18 protein-coding genes are annotated in these 18,662 nt (G+C 72.2%); 1 reads left to right on the top strand and 17 read right to left on the bottom strand.

All coding sequences use genetic code 11. The annotated features are described in order from the left end of the window. Positions 1-35: 35 nt before the first annotated feature. From metK to pyrR, 13 genes are all read right to left on the bottom strand, one after another. Positions 36-1,244, bottom strand: a complete 1,209-nt coding sequence (metK, locus tag CK485_RS25580) for a methionine adenosyltransferase (RefSeq protein ID WP_109454178.1) — start codon at positions 1,242-1,244, stop codon at positions 36-38. Positions 1,245-1,585: 341 nt separating this feature from the next. Continuing rightward, the gene (gene coaBC / locus CK485_RS25575) at positions 1,586-2,791 is read right to left on the bottom strand and encodes a bifunctional phosphopantothenoylcysteine decarboxylase/phosphopantothenate--cysteine ligase CoaBC (protein ID WP_109454177.1); all 1,206 of its coding nucleotides are present in this window, start codon (positions 2,789-2,791) and stop codon (positions 1,586-1,588) included. A 155-nt stretch (positions 2,792-2,946) separates the two neighbouring features. Continuing rightward, positions 2,947-3,216, bottom strand: a complete 270-nt coding sequence (rpoZ, locus tag CK485_RS25570) for a DNA-directed RNA polymerase subunit omega (protein WP_109454176.1) — start codon at positions 3,214-3,216, stop codon at positions 2,947-2,949. 62 nt (positions 3,217-3,278) lie between these two features. Beyond that, positions 3,279-3,872: a guanylate kinase gene (gmk, locus tag CK485_RS25565; protein ID WP_109454175.1), complete on the bottom strand. Its 594-nt coding sequence runs from the start codon at positions 3,870-3,872 to the stop codon at positions 3,279-3,281. 48 nt (positions 3,873-3,920) lie between these two features. Further along, complete coding sequence (locus CK485_RS25560) at positions 3,921-4,244, bottom strand: integration host factor (RefSeq protein ID WP_109454174.1); 324 nt, start codon at positions 4,242-4,244, stop codon at positions 3,921-3,923. Positions 4,245-4,469: 225 nt separating this feature from the next. After that, positions 4,470-5,318, bottom strand: a complete 849-nt coding sequence (pyrF, locus tag CK485_RS25555) for an orotidine-5'-phosphate decarboxylase (RefSeq protein WP_109454173.1) — start codon at positions 5,316-5,318, stop codon at positions 4,470-4,472. Further along, complete coding sequence (locus tag CK485_RS25550) at positions 5,315-6,427, bottom strand: quinone-dependent dihydroorotate dehydrogenase (protein WP_109454172.1); 1,113 nt, start codon at positions 6,425-6,427, stop codon at positions 5,315-5,317. The genes pyrF and CK485_RS25550 overlap by 4 nt, the downstream gene beginning before the upstream one ends. Before the next feature lie 131 nt (positions 6,428-6,558). Further along, positions 6,559-9,870, bottom strand: a complete 3,312-nt coding sequence (gene carB, locus CK485_RS25545) for a carbamoyl-phosphate synthase large subunit (protein WP_109454171.1) — start codon at positions 9,868-9,870, stop codon at positions 6,559-6,561. Then, entirely contained in the window at positions 9,863-10,996 is a 1,134-nt protein-coding gene (gene carA / locus CK485_RS25540) for a glutamine-hydrolyzing carbamoyl-phosphate synthase small subunit (protein ID WP_109454170.1), read from the bottom strand. The genes carB and carA overlap by 8 nt, the downstream gene beginning before the upstream one ends. Beyond that, positions 10,993-11,607, bottom strand: a complete 615-nt coding sequence (locus tag CK485_RS25535; protein WP_109454169.1) for a hypothetical protein — start codon at positions 11,605-11,607, stop codon at positions 10,993-10,995. The genes carA and CK485_RS25535 overlap by 4 nt, the downstream gene beginning before the upstream one ends. Then, positions 11,604-12,893, bottom strand: coding sequence for a dihydroorotase (locus CK485_RS25530; RefSeq protein ID WP_109454168.1), 1,290 nt, complete (start codon positions 12,891-12,893; stop codon positions 11,604-11,606). The genes CK485_RS25535 and CK485_RS25530 overlap by 4 nt, the downstream gene beginning before the upstream one ends. Further along, positions 12,890-13,915 (bottom strand): aspartate carbamoyltransferase catalytic subunit, encoded by a 1,026-nt coding sequence (locus CK485_RS25525; protein WP_109454167.1) that lies wholly within the window; start codon positions 13,913-13,915, stop codon positions 12,890-12,892. The genes CK485_RS25530 and CK485_RS25525 overlap by 4 nt, the downstream gene beginning before the upstream one ends. Before the next feature lie 89 nt (positions 13,916-14,004). Beyond that, positions 14,005-14,562 (bottom strand): bifunctional pyr operon transcriptional regulator/uracil phosphoribosyltransferase PyrR, encoded by a 558-nt coding sequence (gene pyrR / locus CK485_RS25520; RefSeq protein WP_109454166.1) that lies wholly within the window; start codon positions 14,560-14,562, stop codon positions 14,005-14,007. A gap of 186 nt (positions 14,563-14,748) precedes the next feature. Between pyrR and bldD the strand changes: the two genes are divergently transcribed. Continuing rightward, a complete protein-coding gene (gene bldD, locus CK485_RS25515; RefSeq protein WP_109454165.1) occupies positions 14,749-15,249 on the top strand; it encodes a transcriptional regulator BldD in 501 nt (166 codons plus the stop codon). A 213-nt stretch (positions 15,250-15,462) separates the two neighbouring features. On the opposite strand, the gene nusB is transcribed toward bldD, so the two are convergent. From nusB to CK485_RS25495, 4 genes are all read right to left on the bottom strand, one after another. After that, positions 15,463-15,927 (bottom strand): transcription antitermination factor NusB, encoded by a 465-nt coding sequence (gene nusB, locus CK485_RS25510; RefSeq protein WP_109454164.1) that lies wholly within the window; start codon positions 15,925-15,927, stop codon positions 15,463-15,465. A 2-nt stretch (positions 15,928-15,929) separates the two neighbouring features. Then, positions 15,930-16,496, bottom strand: a complete 567-nt coding sequence (gene efp, locus CK485_RS25505) for an elongation factor P (protein ID WP_109454163.1) — start codon at positions 16,494-16,496, stop codon at positions 15,930-15,932. A 72-nt stretch (positions 16,497-16,568) separates the two neighbouring features. Next, on the bottom strand, positions 16,569-17,675 hold the full coding sequence (locus CK485_RS25500) for an aminopeptidase P family protein (protein ID WP_109454162.1): 1,107 nt from the start codon (positions 17,673-17,675) through the stop codon (positions 16,569-16,571). Between the two features lie 105 nt (positions 17,676-17,780). After that, positions 17,781-18,575: an AAA family ATPase gene (locus CK485_RS25495; protein WP_109454161.1), complete on the bottom strand. Its 795-nt coding sequence runs from the start codon at positions 18,573-18,575 to the stop codon at positions 17,781-17,783. Positions 18,576-18,662: the final 87 nt, after the last annotated feature.

Here is an 18,662-nt window from a genome sequence, read left to right as displayed (position 1 = left end):
GGGCCCCGGGGGTGGTGCGTGGTGCGGGCGCGCCCCTACAGCCCCGCTGCCGCCCGCAGGGCGTCGACGCGGTCGGTGCGCTCCCAGGTGAAGTCGGGGAGCTCGCGGCCGAAGTGGCCGTACGCGGCGGTCTGGGCGTAGATCGGGCGCAGCAGGTCCAGGTCGCGGATGATGGCGGCCGGGCGCAGGTCGAAGACCTGGGAAATGGCCTGCTCGATCTTCTCGACGTCCGCCTTGGCGGTGCCGAAGGTCTCCACGAACAGGCCGACCGGCTCGGCCTTGCCGATCGCGTACGCGACCTGCACCTCGCAGCGGGAGGCGAGGCCCGCGGCGACCACGTTCTTGGCGACCCAGCGCATCGCGTAGGCGGCGGAGCGGTCCACCTTGGACGGGTCCTTGCCGGAGAAGGCACCGCCGCCGTGGCGGGCCATGCCGCCGTAGGTGTCGATGATGATCTTGCGGCCGGTGAGGCCGGCGTCGCCCATCGGGCCGCCGATCTCGAAGCGGCCGGTCGGGTTGACCAGCAGCCGGTAGCCGTCGGTGTCGATCTTGATGCCTTCGTCCAGCAGCGCCTTCAGCTCCGGCTCCACCACGAACTCGCGGATGTCCGGGGCCAGCAGGGAGTCCAGGTCGATGTCCGAGGCGTGCTGCGAGGAGACGACCACGGTGTCGAGGCGGACCGCCTTGTCGCCGTCGTACTCGATGGTGACCTGGGTCTTGCCGTCGGGACGCAGATAGGGGATCGTGCCGTTCTTGCGGACGTCGGTGAGCCGCTTGGACAGCCGGTGCGCCAGCGTGATCGGCAGCGGCATGAACTCGGGCGTCTCGTCGCACGCGTAGCCGAACATCAGGCCCTGGTCGCCCGCGCCCTGCCGGTCCAGTTCGTCGTCGTCGCCCTCGACCCGGTTCTCGTACGCGGTGTCGACACCCTGCGCGATGTCGGGGGACTGCGAGCCGATGGACACCGACACACCACAGGAGGCGCCGTCGAAGCCCTTCTTGGAGCTGTCGTACCCGATCCCGAGGATGGTGTTGCGGACCAGGGTCGCCACGTCGGCGTAGCCCTTGGTCGTCACCTCTCCGGCGACGTGCACAAGACCGGTCGTGATCAGCGTCTCCACGGCGACCCGGGAGGTCGGGTCCTCCTTCAGGAGCGCGTCGAGAATGGTGTCGCTGATCTGGTCAGCGATCTTGTCGGGGTGACCCTCGGTCACGGACTCCGAGGTGAACAGGCGGCGAGACACATCGCTCCCTGGGGTTGCAGCGGCTGCTGGCTGATAGGAGAAGTCCGAACTCGGGGCTGCGCCCGTCGGACCACGGCCAGTTTAACGGTCGTGTCGAGCGGACGGACACCGTGTCTCGGTCCGTGGATGGCTCCATGGACCCGATGACCTGCGTCTCCCGCTCGAACACTACGACGATACGCCTTTCACCGTGCGGAAACGGGGGTATTCACACGGTCAGGCGCGCCGCGCGCCGCATCCGATCCGCACCGGCGTGCCGCGCCCCCGCCCCGTGCCGCGCACCCGGCTCATGCCGGCCACCCCTTGCGGCTCGCGCCGCTCGCGCACCCCCGGCCCGGCAGTCACCAGCGCCGGGCGACCAGGTCCCACACCACGTCGGCCAGGGCCTCCTTGGGCCCGTACGGCACGGGCGTCTCGGTACCGTCGGCGGCCAGAACCACGGCCTCGTTCTCCTCCGAGCCGAAGGTCCTGCGCTCCCCCACCTCGTTGACGACCAGCAGGTCGCAGCCCTTGCGGGCGAGCTTGGCGCGGCCGTTCGCCAGCACGTCGTCGGTCTCGGCCGCGAAGCCCACCACGACCTGTCCGGCATGCGGACGGCCGGCGGCCAGCTCGGCCAGGACGTCGGGGTTGCGCACCAACTCGACCGGGGCAGGCTCCTGGCCCTCCCGCTTCTTGATCTTGCCGCTGGCATAGGTGGCGGGCCGGAAGTCGGCCACCGCGGCGGCCATGACCACCGCGTCCGCGTCCGAGGCGGCCTTGAGCACCGCCTCGCGCAGCTGGACGGCGGTGCCCACGCGGACCACGTCGGCGCCGGCCGGGTCGGCCAGGTCGGTGTTGGCGGCCACCAGGGTGACCCGGGCGCCCCGGGCGACGGCGGACCGGGCGAGGGCGTAGCCCTGCTTGCCGGAGGAGCGGTTGCCGAGGAAGCGCACCGGGTCCAGCGGCTCACGGGTGCCGCCCGCGCTGACCACGACGTGGCGCCCGGCGAGGTCGGCGGCCACGCCCTCGGCGCCCCGGGCCAGCACCCGGCGGCAGACCTCGAAGATCTCGGCGGGGTCGGGCAGCCGCCCCTGGCCGGTGTCGACACCGGTCAGGCGGCCCACGGCGGGCTCGATGACGACGGCTCCGCGGCGGCGCAGGGTGGCGACGTTCTCCCGGGTGGCCGGGTTCTCCCACATCTCGGTGTGCATGGCGGGCGCGAAGACGACCGGACAGCGTGCGGTGAGCAGCGTGTTGGTCAGCAGGTCGTCGGCGAGGCCGTGAGCGGCGCGGGCCAGGGTGTCGGCGGTGGCCGGGGCGACGACGACCAGGTCGGCGGCCTGCCCGATCCGCACGTGCGGCACCTCGTGGACCTCGTCCCACACCTGCGGGGAGACCGGGTTGCCGGACAGCGCCGACCAGGTGGGCTCGCCGACGAAGCGCAACGCGGAGGCGGTGGGCACCACGCGCACGTCGTGGCCCGACTCGGTCAGCCGCCGCAGCAGCTCGCACGCCTTGTAGGCGGCGATGCCGCCGCTCACCCCCAGGACGACCTTCGGCCTGCCCATCGCCTCTCCCCACTGTCGCGTCGCCGGTGTGCCCCGGCAGGACCGTACGGTTCCATGACACACCAAGGGCCCGGCGGTGGTGGCCGCCGGGCCCGTGGTGGTGATGCCTTCGCTGGTGCGCGCGAGGCGCCGCCCGCGTCGCCCTGCCGGGCCGACTACTGGGCCGACTCGACGGCCTCGGAGGTCAGCAGGCCCGCGTTGATCTCGCGCAGCGCGATCGACAGCGGCTTCTCGTGGACGTGGGTGTCCACGAGCGGGCCGACGTACTCCAGCAGGCCTTCGCCGAGCTGCGAGTAGTAGGCGTTGATCTGCCGCGCGCGCTTGGCCGCGTAGATCACGAGGCTGTACTTCGAGTCGGTGGCCTCGAGCAGCTCGTCGATCGGCGGGTTGATGATGCCCTCGGGCGTGGTGATGGAAGAGGACACGCTGTGCCTTTCGCTGCTGGGGTTGACTGGACCGAGACGGACGGACGCGGGAGCGTGGTCCGTCAGCTGTCCACCATCAAGGCTAGCAGCTCACGCGCCACGTCCTCGACGGAGGTGTTGACCAGGGTGGTGTCGAACTCCGACTCGGCGGCCAGTTCGGTACGGGCCACCGCCAGACGCCGTTCGATCACCTCGGGCGACTCGGTGCCGCGACCGGTGAGCCGGCGCACCAGTTCGTCCCAGCTGGGCGGCGCGAGGAAGACCAGCCGCGCCTCGGGCATCGACTGGCGGACCAGCCGGGCGCCCTGCAGGTCGATCTCCAGCAGTACCGGCACCCCCTGCGCGAGGTGGTCCAGCACCGCCTGCCGGGGGGTGCCGTAGCGGTTGCCCGCGAACTCGGCCCACTCCAGTAGCTCGCCGTTGGCGATGAGCTTGTCGAAGACGTCGTCGTCGACGAAGTGGTACTGCACGCCGTCCCGCTCACCCGGCCGGGGCCTGCGGGTGGTCGCGGAGACCGACAGCCAGATCTCCGGATGAACGGTGCGCAGATGAGCGACGACCGTGCTCTTGCCGACCCCGGAGGGGCCGGAGAGCACGGTCAGCCGCGGACGTACGTCCGGGGGTACGGGGGACGTCCCCCGGGAGTGTGCAGCCATGGAGCGATTATCCCGGTTCTCCGCCCAGGCGGAAAACGCCGGCGGCCGTCAGGCGGCGCCGCCGCCGAACTCCCGCTCCAGGGACGCGATCTGGTTGGAGCCCAGACCCCGCACGCGGCGGCTCTCGGAGATGCCGAGCCGCTCCATGATCTGCTTGGCGCGGACCTTGCCGACGCCCGGCAGGGACTCCAGCAGGGCGGAGACCTTCATCTTGCCGATGACCTCGTTCTCCTGGCCCGACTTGATGACCTCGTGGAGGGAGGCCCCGGAGTGCTTGAGACGATTCTTGACCTCGGCGCGCTCCCGGCGAGCCGCGGCGGCCTTCTCGAGCGCGGCAGCGCGCTGTTCAGGGGTAAGGGGCGGAAGAGCCACGCCTACGTCACCTCGGATGTAGAACTGTCGGATACTGACCGGTGTGGAACCTAGTTGCTCCGCACTCGCAGAGCAACGAGCAACGCGCTTACGTGCGTTCTCCTGTCGGAGACTAGCGGGCGAACCCGCTCCCGTCAGCGAGAACAGACGAAAAGTCCTGGTCAGACTCGATTCCCTGACGATCCGATGCCGCTTTTCGGACATAAGCGACGCAGTGGCGGCCGGTCAGGCCTCGACGACCGCCCGGACGTCCTGCGCGATCCGGGCCGCCGCGGCGGTCAGCGCGGTGACGTCCGGGCCGTGGCGCAGGACGTCGCGGCTGACGCTCGGCAGCACGTTGCGCAGCGCGGCACCGAAGACCACCGGCAGGTCGGCCGGGGTCGCGCCCTGGGCCCCGATGCCGGGGGCGAGCAGCGGGCCGCCGGTGTCGAGGTCGATACCCGCCGCGGCGATCGTGCCGCCCAGCGTCGCGCCGACCACCGCCCCGAACGAGCCCATGGGCCGCTCCCCCGCGTTCTCGTCGCGCAGGTGGTCCAGGACGGCGCCGGCGACCGTGGTGCCGTCGGGGCGCAGGGCGTGCTGGACCTCGGCGCCCTCCGGGTTGGAGGTGAGCGCCAGCGCGAAGATCCCGCAGCCGGACTCCCGGGCCGCCTCGACGGCCGGGCGCAGCGACCCGTAGCCGAGGTAGGGGCTGACGGTGACCGCGTCGCTGAACAGCGGGCTCGCCGGGTCCAGGTAGGTCGCGGCGTACGCGGCCATGGTGGAGCCGATGTCGCCGCGCTTGGCGTCCATCAGCACCAGGGCGCCCGCCTCGCGGGCCTCGGCGACCGTGCGCTCCAGCACGGCGATGCCGCGCGAGCCGAACCGCTCGTAGAACGCGGACTGCGGCTTGAGCACCGCGACCCGTCCGGCCAGCGCCTCCACGACGGTCAGCGAGAAGCGCTCCAGGCCGTCGGGCGTGTCGTCCAGGCCCCAGGCGGACAGCAGGGAGACGTGCGGGTCGATGCCGACGCACAGCGGTCCGCGGGTGTCCATGGCGTGGCGCAGCCGGGCGCCGAAGCTTGTCCTCGTCACGATGCGTTCTCCTTGCGGACGTCGGCGCCGACGGCGTCGGCGAGGGTGGCGTACGGGCTGGCGGCGAGGCGCTCGGCGAGGCCCCGGTGGACCGCGCGGCACCAGAAGGGACCCTCGTAGACGAAGGCGCTGTAGCCCTGGACCAGGGTGGCGCCGGCGAGGATGCGCTCCCAGGCGTCGTCGGCGGTGGTGACGCCGCCGACGCCGACCAGGGTGACGCGGTCGCCGACCCTGGCGTACAGCCGCCGCAGGACGTCGAGGGAGCGGGCCTTGAGGGGGGCGCCGGACAGGCCGCCGGCCTGCGCGACGAGGGCGGGGTCGCTGGTCAGGCCCAGGCCTTCGCGGGCGATGGTGGTGTTGGTGGCGATGATGCCGTCGAGGCCGAGTTCGACGGCGAGGTCGGCGACCGCGTCGACGTCCTCGTCGGCGAGGTCCGGCGCGATCTTGACCAGCAACGGTACGCGGCGGGTGGTGACGGCGAGGTCGGCTGCCTCGCGCACCGCGGTCAGCAGCGGGCGCAGGTGGTCGACGGCCTGGAGGTTGCGCAGGCCGGGGGTGTTCGGGGAACTGACGTTGACGACCAGGTAGTCGGCGTGGGGGGCCAGTCGCTCGGTCGAGGTCACGTAGTCGCCCACCGCCTCCGCCTCGGGGACGACCTTGGTCTTGCCGATGTTGACGCCGACGACGGTCCTGAAGGCCGCCCGGCGTCCTGCCAGGCGCGCGGCGACGGCGGCCGAGCCGTCGTTGTTGAAGCCCATGCGGTTGATCAGGGCACGGTCGGCGACCAGGCGGAAGAGGCGCTTGCGCGGGTTGCCGGGCTGGGGGTGCGCGGTGACGGTGCCGACCTCGACGTGGTCGAAGCCGAGCATCGCCATGCCGTCGATGGCCGCCGCGTTCTTGTCGAACCCGGCCGCGAGCCCGAACGGGCCGTGCATGCGCAGTCCGAACGCCTCGGTGCGCAGGCGGACGTCGCGCGGCGCGAGGACGGCGGCGGCGAAGGTGCGCAGGACGGGGACGCGGGCGGCCAGCCGGATCCACCGGAACGCCATGTGGTGGGCGCGTTCGGGATCCATGCGGCGGAAGATCAGACGGAAGAACAATCGGTACATAAGGGACTCTCCACGGCAGCGTGCGGCAAGGGGCGGGACGGGCGGGGGGTGAGCCGGGCGGCGGCGCGGGGCGGCGGGCCGCCGGGCTCAAGCGGAGGGGGACACCGCCTCGGTGTCCCCCTCGCCTCGCGTCACGCCTCCCGGGCCGCGATCAGGTGCTCGGCGTGTTCCTGGAGCGACCTGACGCCGATGTCGCCCCGGCCCAGCGCGTCGATGCCCTGGACCGCGGCGGCGAGTGCCTGGACGGTGGTCAGGCACGGTACGCCGCGGGCGACGGCGGCGGTACGGATGTCGTAGCCGTCGAGCCGGCCGCCGGTGCCGTAGGGAGTGTTGACGATCAGGTCGACCCGGCCGTCGTGGATGAGCTGGACGATGGTCGGCTCGCCGCTCGGACCGGGGCCCTCGCTCTGCTTGCGGACCACGGTGGCCTCGATACCGTTGCGCCTGAGCACCTCGGCCGTGCCGGAGGTGGCCAGCAGCTCGAAGCCGTGGGCGGCCAGCGCCCGGGCCGGGAAGATCATCGCCCGCTTGTCCCGGTTGGCGACCGAGACGAACGCCCGGCCCTTGGTCGGCAGCGCGCCGTAGGCGGCGGCCTGCGACTTGGCGTAGGCGGTGCCGAAGACCGAGTCGATGCCCATGACCTCGCCGGTGGAGCGCATCTCCGGGCCGAGGATGGTGTCCACCCCGCGCCCGGAGGCGTCCCGGAAGCGGCTCCAGGGCAGCACGGCCTCCTTGACCGAGATCGGCGCGTCCAGCGGCAGCGTGCCGCCGTCGCCGTTCGCGGGCAGCAGGCCCTCGGCGCGCAGTTCGGCGACGGTGGCGCCCAGCGAGATGCGGGCGGCGGCCTTGGCCAGCGGCACCGCGGTCGCCTTGGAGGTGAACGGCACGGTGCGCGAGGCGCGCGGGTTGGCCTCCAGCACGTAGAGGATGTCGCCGGCCAGCGCGAACTGGATGTTGATCAGCCCGCGGACCCCGACGCCCTTGGCGATGGCCTCCGTCGAGGCGCGCAGCCGCTTGACGTCGTAGCCGCCGAGCGTCATCGGGGGCAGGGCGCAGGCGGAGTCGCCGGAGTGGATGCCCGCTTCCTCGATGTGCTCCATCACGCCGCCGAGGTACAGCTCGGTGCCGTCGTAGAGCGCGTCCACGTCGATCTCGATCGCGTCGTCGAGGAAGCGGTCGACCAGCACCGGGCGGTCCGCGCTGATCTCGGTGGACTCCGCGATGTAGGACGCGAGGCGGGTCTCGTCGTAGACGATCTCCATGCCGCGTCCGCCCAGCACGTAGGAGGGGCGCACCAGCACCGGATAGCCGATCTCGTCGGCGATCTCCTTCGCCTCGCCGAAGGTCGTGGCGGTGCCGTGCTTGGGCGCGGGCAGGCCGGCCTCGGCGAGCACCCGGCCGAAGGCACCGCGGTCCTCGGCGAGGTGGATCGCCTCGGGCGAGGTGCCGACGACGGGCACGCCGTTGTCCTTCAGGGCCTGCGCCAGGCCCAGCGGGGTCTGGCCGCCGAGCTGGACGACGACGCCCGCGACCGGGCCCGCCTGCGTCTCGGCGTGCACGATCTCCAGCACGTCCTCCAGGGTGAGCGGCTCGAAGTAGAGCCGGTCGGAGGTGTCGTAGTCGGTGGAGACGGTCTCCGGGTTGCAGTTGACCATGACGGTCTCGTAGCCCGCGTCCGACAGCGCGAAGGAGGCGTGCACGCAGGAGTAGTCGAACTCGATGCCCTGGCCGATGCGGTTGGGCCCGGAGCCGAGGATGATCACGGCGGGCCTGGTGCGCGGCGCGACCTCGGACTCCTCGTCGTAGGACGAGTAGAAGTACGGGGTGCGGGCGGCGAACTCGGCGGCGCAGGTGTCGACCGTCTTGTAGACCGGACGGACGCCCAGCGCGTGCCGCACCTCGCGCACCACGTCCTCGCGAAGCCCGCGGATCCCGGCGATCTGCGCGTCGGAGAAGCCGTGCCGCTTGGCCTCGGCGAGCAGTTCGGGGTCCAGCTCGGGGGCGGCGGCCAGCTCGTCGGCGATCTCCTTGATCAGGAAGAGCTGGTCGACGAACCACGGGTCGATGGCGGTGGCCTCGAAGACCTCCTGCGGCGTCGCGCCCGCGCGGATCGCCTGCATGACCGTGTTGATCCGGCCGTCGGTGGGCACCCGGGCGGCCTCCAGCAGGGCGCCCTTGTCGCCGGGCGCGCCGGTGAAGGCGAACTGCGAGCCCTTCTTCTCCAGCGAGCGCAGCGCCTTGTTGAGCGCTTCGGTGAAGTTGCGGCCGATGGCCATCGCCTCGCCCACCGACTTCATGGTGGTGGTCAGGGAGGAATCGGCGGCCGGGAACTTCTCGAAGGCGAACCGCGGCACCTTCACGACCACGTAGTCGAGCGTCGGCTCGAAGGAGGCCGGAGTCTGCTCGGTGATGTCGTTGGGGATCTCGTCCAGCGTGTAGCCGACGGCGAGGCGGGCGGCGATCTTGGCGATCGGGAAGCCGGTGGCCTTGGACGCCAGCGCCGAGGAACGCGAGACGCGCGGGTTCATCTCGATGACGATGACCCGGCCGTCGGCGGGGTTGACGGCGAACTGGATGTTGCAGCCGCCGGTGTCCACGCCGACCTCGCGGATGACGGCGATGCCGATGTCGCGCAGGATCTGGTACTCGCGGTCGGTCAGCGTCATCGCCGGGGCGACGGTGATGGAGTCGCCGGTGTGCACGCCCATCGGGTCGAAGTTCTCGATGGAGCAGACGACCACGACGTTGTCGTGCTTGTCGCGCATCAGCTCCAGCTCGTACTCCTTCCAGCCGAGGATGGACTCCTCCAGGAGCACCTCGGTGGTCGGCGACAGCGTCAGGCCCTGGCCCGCGATGCGGCGCAGTTCCTCCTCGTCATGGGCGAAGCCGGAGCCCGCGCCGCCCATGGTGAACGACGGGCGCACCACGACCGGGTAGCCGCCGAGGGTCTCGACGCCCGCGAGGACGTCCTCCATGGAGTGGCAGATGACGGAACGGGCCGACTCGCCGTGGCCGATCTTGGCGTTGACCGCCTCGACGACGGTCTTGAACTGGTCGCGGTCCTCGCCCTTGTGGATGGCCTCGGGCCGGGCGCCGATCAGCTCGACACCGTAGTTCTCCAGGACGCCGGACTCGTGCAGGGCGATCGCGGTGTTGAGCGCGGTCTGGCCGCCGAGGGTCGGCAGCAGGGCGTCCGGGCGCTCCTTGGCGATGATCTTCTCGACGAACTCCGGGGTGATCGGCTCGACGTAGGTGGCGTCGGCGATCTCCGGATCGGTCATGATCGTGGCCGGGTTGGAGTTGACCAGGATCACCCGCAGGCCCTCGGCCTTGAGCACCCGGCAGGCCTGGGTGCCGGAGTAGTCGAACTCGGCCGCCTGGCCGATGACGATCGGGCCGGACCCGATGACCAGAACGGACTGGATGTCGGTGCGCTTAGGCACGCTGGCCCTCCATCAGGGTCACGAAGCGGTCGAAGAGGTAGGCCGCGTCATGCGGGCCCGCCGCCGCCTCGGGGTGGTACTGGACGCTGAACGCCGGCTTGTCGAGCAGCCGCAGGCCCTCGACCACGTCGTCGTTGAGGCAGACGTGGGAGACCTCGGCGCGGCCGTAGGGCGTGTCGCTGACCCGGTCGAGCGGGGCGTCGACGGCGAAGCCGTGGTTGTGGGCGGTGACCTCGACCTTGCCGGTGGTGCGGTCCTGCACCGGCTGGTTGATGCCGCGGTGGCCGTACTTGAGCTTGTACGTGCCGAAGCCCAGGGCGCGGCCCAGCAACTGGTTGCCGAAGCAGATGCCGAACAGCGGGGTGCCGCGCTCCAGCACCGCCTGGACGACGGTCAGGTCGGCGGTGGCCGGGTCGCCGGGGCCGTTGGAGAGGAAGACGCCGTCCGGGGCGACGGCGTAGACGTCCTCGGCGGTAGCGGTCGCGGGCAGGACGTGCACCTCGATGCCGCGCTCGGCCATGCGGTGCGGGGTCATGCCCTTGATGCCGAGGTCGAGTGCGGCCACGGTGTACTTCTTCTCGCCGATCGCCGGTACGACGTACGCCTCGGTGGTGGCGACCTCCCGCGACAGGTCGGCGCCGGTCATCCCGGGCGCCTGGCGGACCCGCTCCAGCAGGGCCGATCCGTCGGCGACCGCGTCGCCGGAGAAGATCCCGACGCGCATGGCGCCGCGCTCGCGCAGGTGGCGGGTGAGGGCGCGGGTGTCCACGCCCTGGATGCCGACGACGCCCTGGGCGGCCAGCTCCTGGTCGAGGGTGCGCACCGAGCGCCAGTTGGACGGCACCCGGGCGGGGTCGCGGACCACGTAGCCGGAGACCCAGATGCGCTTGGACTCCGGGTCCTCGTCGTTGACGCCGGTGTTGCCGACGTGCGGCGCGGTCATCACGACGACCTGGCGGTGGTAGGAGGGGTCGGTCAGGGTCTCCTGGTAGCCGGTCATGCCGGTGGAGAACACCGCCTCGCCGAAGGTCTCCCCCACTGCCCCGTAGGCACGGCCGCGGAAGGTGCGGCCGTCCTCCAGGACGAGTACGGCGGGGGTGCGGTCCCCCCTGGTGGAGGTGGTCATCGTGCGCCTTCCCTCGTGGTGTTCAGGTTGTTGACGGCCTCGACCCACGCGGGGTGCTCGGCGGGGTGCTCGGAGCGGAAGCCGGAGTCGATCACGCGGTCGCCGTGGCTCCAGGTGATGACCAGCAGGCCGCCCTCGGGGACCACCTTGCCCGCGATGCCCTTGTCGAGGCGGGCGCCGCGCAGTGCGGCGGCCGGGATGAAGAAGTCGGTGGCGGCCGGACGGCGTACCACCACGCCCTGCTCGGTCAGGGTCAGGTCGACCAGGCTGCGGGTCCCCAGGCCCCGGGCGGCGATCCGGTCCAGCCAGTCACCGGCGGTGGTGCTGGCGTGGTAGCGGCCGGACATGATCAGCCGAGGCGGCTCGCCGCCTCCGTTGAGGGCGGCGGTGGGAGACGGGTGGGCGAGGGGCGTGCCCGGGTCGGCCGGGATCGCGGGCAGCTCGGGCAGGTCGGACTGGCGGGCGGCGCGCTTGCGCCAGGCCCGCCACATCAGCCAGTAGACGAGCGCGATCAGCACGACGAAGACGGCGAGCCACTCCAGCCGTCCGCTCAGGTCGGTGATCCTCGCCGAGTGCTTCGCCTCGGCCAGCAGCAGTGTGGTTGCGTTCACGTGAGCTTCCCGTCCATGACCGTCGCCTTGCCCCGCAGGAAGGTGGCGGTCACCCGGCCCGGCAGCTCGAGACCCTCGTACGGGGTGTTGCGGCTGCGGGAGGCGAAGCCGGCGGGGTTCACCACACCACGGTATGCCGGATCGACCAGCGTCAGGTTGGCGGGCTCGCCCACCGCGACGGGACGGCCGTGACCGGCGAGGCGGCCGATCGCGGCCGGGCGCAGCGACATGCGGTCGGCCACGCCCGCCCAGTCCAGCAGGCCGGTGTCGACCATGGTGTGCTGCACCACGGACAGCGCGGTCTCCAGGCCCACCATGCCCATGGCGGCGGCGCCCCACTCGCAGTCCTTGTCCTCGTGCGGGTGCGGGGCGTGGTCGGTGGCGACGCAGTCGATGGTGCCGTCGGCCAGCGCCTCGCGCAGCGCCATCACGTCGGCCTCGGTGCGCAGCGGCGGGTTGACCTTGTAGACCGGGTTGTAGGTGCGCACCAGCTCGTCGGTGAGCAGCAGGTGGTGCGGGGTGACCTCGGCGGTGACGTCCCAGCCCTTGGACTTGGCCCAGCGCACGATCTCCACGGAACCGGCGGTCGACAGGTGGCAGATGTGGACGCGGGAGCCGACGTGCGCGGCGAGCAGCACGTCGCGGGCGATGATCGACTCCTCGGCGACCGCGGGCCAGCCGCGCAGGCCCAGCTCGCCGGAGACCGCGCCCTCGTTCATCTGGGCGCCCTCGGTCAGCCGGGGCTCCTGGGCGTGCTGGGCGACGACGCCGTCGAACGCCTTCACGTACTCCAGGGCGCGGCGCATGATGACCGCGTCGTCCACGCACTTGCCGTCGTCGGAGAAGACCCGGACGGCGGCGGCGGAGTCGGCCATGGCGCCCAGTTCGGCGAGCTTGGCGCCCTCCAGGCCGACGGTGACGGCGCCGACCGGCTGCACGTCGCAGTAACCGGACTCGCGGCCGAGCCGCCAGACCTGCTCGACGACGCCGGCGGTGTCGGCGACCGGGAAGGTGTTGGCCATGGCGTGCACGGCGGTGTAGCCGCCGACGGCGGCGGCGCGGGTGCCGGTCAGCACGGTCTCGGAGTCCTCGCGGCCCGGCTCGCGCAGGTGGGTGTGGAGGTCGACCAGGCCCGGCAGCGCGACCAGGCCCTCGGCCTCGACGACGGCCGCGCCCGCGGGGGCGGTCAGGCCGGCGCCGACGGCGGCGACCGTCTCCCCGTCGATCAGGACGTCCGTCGGCTCACCGCCGAGGAGCTTCGCGCCGCGGATCAGGGTGGTACTCATGCTTGCTTGGTCTCCTCGGTGCGGGGGGTGGCGGTGGCGACGGCGGGCTCGTTGCCGCCCAGCAGCAGGTAGAGCACGGCCATGCGGACGCTGACGCCGTTGGCCACCTGCTCGACCACGGTGCAGCGGCCGGAGTCGGCGACCTCGGCGGTGATCTCCATGCCGCGGTTCATCGGGCCGGGGTGCATCACGATGGCGTGCTCGGGCAGGGCGGCCATCCGGGTGCCGTCCAGGCCGTAGCGGCGGGCGTACTCGCGCTCGGTGGGGAAGAAGGCGGCGTTCATCCGCTCGCTCTGCACCCGCAGCATCATCACGGCGTCGGACTTGGCGAGCACCGCGTCGAGGTCGTAACTCACCTCGCAGGGCCAGGACTCGACGCCGATCGGCAGCAGGGTGGGCGGCGCGACGAGGGTGACGTGGGCGCCCAGGGTGTTCAGCAGCGCGACGTTGGAGCGGGCGACGCGGCTGTGCAGCACGTCGCCGACGACGGTGATGCGGCGGCCTTCGAGGTCGCGTCCGGTGCCGTCGCCGGGGCCGCGGTGGAAGGTCGGGCCGCCGTCGGGGGCGCCGGCCAGGTGGCGGCGCATGGTGAAGGCGTCCAGCAGGGCCTGGGTGGGGTGTTCGTGGGTGCCGTCGCCCGCGTTGACCACCGAGCCGCCGATCCAGCCGGAGGTGGCGAGCCGGTGCGGGGCGCCGGAGGCGTGGTGGCGGATGACGACCGCGTCGGCGCCCATCGCCTCCAGGGTGAGCGCGGTGTCCTTCAGGGACTCGCCCTTGGAGACCGAGGAGCCCTTGGCGGAGAAGTTGATCACGTCAGCGGACAGCCGCTTGGCGGCGGCCTCGAAGGAGATGCGGGTGCGGGTCGAGTCCTCGAAGAAGAGGTTGACGACCGTGCGGCCGCGCAGGGTGGGGAGTTTCTTGATCGGCCGGTCGGCGACCCGGGCCATCTCCTCGGCGGTGTCGAGGACCAGCAGGGCGTCGTCGCGGGTGAGGTCGGCGGCCGAGATGAGGTGACGCTTCATCAGATATGACTCCGGATGGGTACGAAGCGGTGGCAGGGCGGCTGGACGCGGGCGTGCGGGGGTGACGCTCGCTCGCGGGCAGACGGGCCCTATTCGTCCCGTGCGCCGAGCAGCACGGCGTCCCGGCCGTCGTTCTCGGCCAGTTGGACCTTGACGGTCTCGCGCAGCGAGGTGGGGAGGTTCTTGCCGACGTAGTCGGCGCGGATGGGCAGTTCGCGGTGGCCGCGGTCGACCAGCACGGCCAGCTGGACCGCGCGAGGGCGGCCGATGTCGCCCAGGGCGTCGAGCGCGGCGCGGATGGTACGGCCGGAGAAGAGCACGTCGTCCACGAGGACCACCAGCCGGCCGTCGATCCCGTCGCCGGGGATCTCGGTGCGCTCCAGCGCGCGGGCGGGCTTCAGGCGCAGGTCGTCGCGGTACATGGTGATGTCGAGCGAGCCGACCGGGGTCTGGCGGCCGGTGATGCCGGCCAGCTTGTCGGCGAGCCTGCGGGCGAGGAAGACGCCGCGGGTGGGGATGCCGAGGAGCACCACGTCGTCGGCGCCCTTGGCGCGTTCGACGATCTCGTGGGCGATGCGGGTGAGGACCCGCGCGATGTCCGGCGCCTCCAGGACGGGGCGCGCCGAAACGTTACGGTCTTCGACCATGGGTCGGTGACCTCCTTCCCCGCCTCACGGGACGGGCCTTAAAGGACGTCTGGGTTACGCGTTCCACCGTACCAGGCCCGGCCGGCGCGGCCGCCGGGGGCCTTGCGTGACCCGTTCGGCTTGACGAAGCCAAATTACGCTGCGTAACCTCACAGTGAGTTACCACGTGTCCATCCGGGGAGCCTTATGTCCAGCGATTACGCCAAACAGCTCGGAGCCAAACTCCGGGCCATCCGCACGCAGCAGGGTCTCTCCCTCCACGGTGTCGAGGAGAAGTCCCAGGGCCGCTGGAAGGCGGTCGTCGTCGGCAGTTACGAGCGTGGCGACCGCGCGGTGACCGTGCAGCGGCTCGCCGAGCTGGCGGACTTCTACGGTGTCCCCGTGCAGGAGCTGCTGCCCGGTACCGCGCCCGGTGGCGCCGCCGAGCCGCCGCCGAAGCTCGTCCTCGACCTTGAGCGGCTCTCCCAGGTGCCGTCGGAGAAGGCCGGGCCGTTGCAGCGCTACGCGGCGACGATCCAGAGCCAGCGCGGCGACTACAACGGCAAGGTGCTGTCGATCCGCCAGGACGACCTGCGCACCCTCGCCGTGATCTACGACCAGTCGCCCTCGGTCCTCACCGAGCAGCTCATCGGCTGGGGCGTCCTGGACGCCGACGCGCGCCGCGCGGTCCAGCACGACGAGGTCTGATCCGCGCGGACCTGGCGGGCCTTCGACGCTGCGGCGCAGAAACGTCCCAGCTCAGGCGGCGCACGGGCATATGACGCCGGAAGGGGTGGGTCCCGGAGCAGTGTGCTCCGGGACCCACCCCTTCGTCGTCCCCACAGCCGCGGAAGGCCCGGAACAGCAGAACGCGGCCGGGTGGCGTGCACCCGGCCGCGTCCGCGCGGTCCTGGAGGCCTCTCAGGCGCCTTCCGGCGTCTGAGCGCCGTCCCGGCGGTCCGGACGGGCCAGGGTGGGCTTGAGCTCCTTCAGGCGGGCCAGCAGGCCGTTGACGAAGGCCGGCGACTCGTCGGTGGAGAACTCCTTGACGAGCTGCACGGCCTCGTCGAGCACGACGGCGTCCGGGATCTCGTCCTCCCAGACCAGCTCGTAGGCGCCCAGCCGCAGCACGTTGCGGTCCACGACCGGCATCCGGTCAAGGGTCCAGCCGACCGCGTAGGTGGAGATCAGCTCGTCGACCCGGGCGGCGTTGGCCTCGTAGCCCTCGACCAGCCGCATCGTGTACTCGGTCACCGGCGGCTGCCGGTCGTCGGTCCGCCCGAGCCGGATCCAGTCCGCCATGACGGTCACCGGCTTGGCGCCCCGCTGATCCGCCTCGAAGAGGATCTGGAAGGCGCGCTTGCGGGCCTTGGTGCGAGCGGCCACGGTTAGCTGTTCACCCGGCCGAGGTAGTCACCCGTGCGGGTGTCGACCTTGATCTTCTCACCGGTGGTGATGAACAGCGGGACCTGGATCTCGTAGCCGGTCTCCAGGGTGGCGGGCTTGCTGCCGCCGGTGGAGCGGTCGCCCTGCAGGCCCGGCTCGGTGTGCTGGATCGTCAGCTCGACGGCGGCCGGCAGCTCGACGTAGAGGACCGAGCCCTCGTGCGTCGCCACGACGGCCTCGAAGCCCTCCAGCAGGAAGTTGGCCGCGTCGCCGACGGACTTGCGGTCGACGTGGATCTGGTCGTAGGTGTCCATGTCCATGAAGACGAAGTACTCGCCGTCCATGTACGAGAACTGCATGCCGCGCTTGTCGACGGTGGCCGTCTCGACCTTCACGCCCGCGTTGAAGGTCTTGTCGACGACCTTCCCGGAGAGCACGTTCTTGAGCTTCGTACGGACGAAGGCCGGGCCCTTGCCGGGCTTGACGTGCTGGAACTCGACGACGGACCACAGCTGGTCACCGTCGAGCTTGAGCACCATGCCGTTCTTGAGGTCGTTCGTGGATGCCACGGTTGCGGAATCTCCTGAGAAAGTGCTGCATCGGACCGAAGGAGACACGCTACCGCGTACGGCGTCCGCCGCTCACAGCGCGAGCAGTTCCTTGGTCGTGATGGTGAGTAGCTCGGGCCCGCCGTCCGCCGAGGGACGCACGACGAGTGTGTCGTCGATCCTGACTCCGCCCCGGCCCGGGAAGTGGACCCCCGGCTCGACGGTGACCGGCACACAAGCGTCCAGTTTACCCATGGCCGACGGGGTCAGGCGCGGGTCCTCACCGATTTCCAGACCCACACCGTGTCCGGTGCACGCCTGGGCCGCCTCCGCGTGCCCCGCCCGCTCCAGCACCTGCCGGGCCGCCCGGTCCACGTCGCGGCAGGCCACCCCGGGGGCCAGCGCCTCCCGGCCGGCCCGCTGCGCCTCGAAGACCACGTCGTACAGCTCGATCTGCCAGGCGGCGGGGGCGGTGCCGATGACGAAGGTGCGGCCGACCTCGCAGCGGTAGCCGCGGTAGCAGGCACCCAGGCAGACGCTGAGGAAGTCGCCCTCCTCGACCCTGCGGTCGGTGGGGACGTGGCGGGCGGCGCCGGAGTTCGGTCCGGTGCCGACACAGGTGGGGAACGCCGGGCCGTCGGCCCCGTGGTCGGCGAGGCGGCGCTCCAGCTCCAGGGCGAGGTGGCGCTCGGTGCGGCCGACCAGGATGGATTCCAGCAGCTCACCGAGGGCCTGGTCGGTGATCTCGGCGGCGATCCGCAGGCAGGCGATCTCGTCGTCGTCCTTGACCAGCCGAAGCTGCTCCACCGCCTGGCCGAGGTCGGCGAGGCGGAGGCCGCGGGTCACCGAGGAGATCGCGCGGTGCCGGGCGACGGTGAGGTGGTGCTCCTCGACGGCGAGGCTGTCCGCGCCCAGCTCGCCGACCAGGTCGGCGGCGGCCACCGCCGTGTCGCCGTCCACGCACTCCACCACGACCCGGCGCAGGTCGCTGGGCGGCGTGCCCTCGCCGGGCTCGACGGTGCCGGGGCGCGGGTGGACCAGCACGTCCTGCCGGGGGGTGAGCAGCAGTACGGCGCCCGGTGGGGCCCAGCCGGCCAGGTAGCGGATGTTGGCGGGCCGGGTGACCAGCGCGGCGGCGGTCCCGGCGGCCGCGCAGCGCTCGCGCAGACGCGTCCGGCGGGAAGCGTGCACCTCGGACATGTGCCGAGCCTACGTCTGCGGCCCGGCACGTACCTCCGGGCGGGTCCGGACGGGTCGCGTACCGGCCACCGCGCCGTGCGGACGGGGGCGCGGGCGGCGGCGCGGTCAGCGGGCGCCGGTGAGCGTACGGGCGATGACCTGGTCGAGCGCCTGCGCGGTGGCCGCGACGTCGAGCTGGGAGTTGTCGATGATCGGCAGGCCCGAGCCGTACCAGCCCGCCATGCGGCCGTGGATGCGCGCCACCTCCTCGTCGGTCAGCCGCCGGTTGCCGGAACGCTCGGCGTTGCGGGCGAGGACGATCTCCAGGCCGGGCAGCAGGACGACCGGAAGCAGGCCCGGGCCGACGTGCCGCTTCCAGCCGCCGAGGCCCACCACCGGGCGGTCGGGGAAGACGGCGTCGTCGATGATGCAGGAGATCCCGTTGGCCAGGAAGTTGCGGGCGGAGAAGCCGCAGGTGCGGCGGGCCAGCCGGTACTGCGCCTCGGAGTGGTCGTTCCACCCCGACTGCGGGTCGGCGAAGCCGGAGCGCACCCATTCGCGCACGTCGTCCAGGCTGATGTGAGCGGTGGGCGCGCCGCGGTGGTCGGCCCAGTGCCGGGCCACCGTCGTCTTGCCCGCCCCGGCGGGACCGATCAGCAGCACGGCCACCGGGGCCGGCGGCGCGGCGGGCACGGGTACCGCGGGGGCGGGGGCGGGCACCGGTGCGCCGGGCGCCATCGGGAAGTGCCCGGTGGCGGCGGGCGGCGGCACGGCGGGCGGCGGAGGGAGGGGGTGGCCCGGATGCGGGTGCGGCCCGGGCGGCGGGGGAACCGGCGGTCCTGCGGAGGGCGCCCAGCCTGCTGCGGCGGGCTGCGGGGTGCCGTGTGGCGGTGACTGCGGCACCCCCGCGGCATGCTGCATCTCGGCTCCGTCCCTACCGGTCGTACGCCGGTCGTCTGCCGGTCGTACGCCGGTCGTTCGGTGTCACTGACGTGCCGGTGAAGGCCC

It is taken from the genome of Streptomyces sp. ICBB 8177, from assembly GCF_003144095.1.
Taxonomy (GTDB): Bacteria; Actinomycetota; Actinomycetes; order Streptomycetales; family Streptomycetaceae; genus Streptantibioticus_D.
The sequence above is the reverse complement of the archived record's forward strand: the minus strand, read 5'-3'. Positions and strand labels throughout refer to the sequence as shown.